Genomic DNA, 1,453 nt, shown 5'->3' on the forward strand with positions numbered 1-1,453 from the left:
CGTTCCAGTCGATCACTGGTTTGCTGACACTGGAAACAAAATGGCTTTTAACAAATGAGAACTCATCGGCAAAATGAGTTTGAGCCATTAACTGAGCATCCACGTAATTTTTGAATTCAACAAACTCTGCGACCAGAACTGGAGCTGCACGGCCATGTGGATTTGGGTCATATTCGCCCCAACACCATATACCCAGATAGGATCGACCAACCAATTTCTCCAGCGTTTCAAGTTGACGGGCATCCATTACATGGCCATACACTTTGGATGGATCACGGCTATAAGGATCTACATCTGCTACTCCAGCCCATTCATAAATCAAATTATCCAGAATTGCACTACGTTCACTGACATCTGTAGATTCAGAATATTGTTTTACGAGAGCTTGTAGCTTTTCATTACCCACCATGGCTTGACGCAAGTCATACATCTGTCCAAATGCTCTGGCATCAGGTAATCCAGCTACTTCAGCTGTCAGTTCTATATCAGCGTTATTGATACGATTACCAGCATCAACTTTAAACCAGACATCAGTAGCCGTTCTGCTTTCTCCATTTTCAAGCAGCACACTACCCACCTGACGATGCTCATTACCATTAGCATCTACTACAGAGGAAGCTTCAGATGCAGTTTTGATAGCTTTGATCCCGACATCTGCCAGTGAGGTCATCTCTCCTTCATCATTGATGCCATTATTATTTTTGTCCTGCCAGATTTTCAGCTCATTGAAAACGGCATCTTTCGCGTCAACAACACCATCACCATTGTCATCCAGTTCCGCCAGAACCTGAAAACCATGTTCTGCCAGGGAGCCATCCTGCAGGGAGGTATTATTACCAAAGAGTTCGGAACCGTTGTTAATACGGCCATCATTGTTTTTATCTCGAACCAGAAGCCCATCATCAGGACTGACCCAACCAGTCTGTTCACTCAGGCCATCGTTATCCAGATCGAAGAATGTTTCACCCAGAGCCTGGGTTTCCACCCCATCCCCATCAAGATCAATAACAATTGGGGAAGTCAGTTTCTCAGGACCTGAAATATCTGGCTTTTCTTCTGGCTCTTCCTCTTCTTCCTTTTCTGTTTTAAAGTTGATACCCAAATCGCCTTCAGAAAAGTCAGTAATCGTTAAACTGTCATTGATAGTGAGAGTTTTCCCATTCAGCACATAGGTATTTCCACCACCTTTATATGTGTTTTCTGGATCATCCTCCTTTCTTGTCCCTCCAGTCAAAGTGCGGTTGTTATATTCGACTCGGCCATAGCCATCGCTGTCAGTAATAACATCGCCATCTTTTACTACATATGTATCAAAGCCTTGTCCTCCACTTAGGGGTACAGCAATTAATAATTTACCGGCTCTGGCACAATAGCAACATCCCACTTTCGTAACTCAGGGTTTCGTATGATGTAAGGTTGAATTTCCTTCAATTCAGCTTTACTGAGCTTCACT

The 1,453-nt window shown here is 43.6% G+C and carries 1 pseudogene; it reads right to left on the bottom strand.

Annotated elements, in window-relative coordinates:
* Positions 1 to 1,384 (bottom strand): annotated as a pseudogene (locus tag ACR2PX_RS21370) (hypothetical protein); the annotation flags it as partial.
* Between the last annotated feature and the right edge of the window lie 69 nt (positions 1,385 to 1,453).

The organism is Endozoicomonas sp. (assembly GCF_051008435.1).
GTDB lineage: Bacteria > Pseudomonadota > Gammaproteobacteria > Pseudomonadales > Endozoicomonadaceae > Endozoicomonas_A.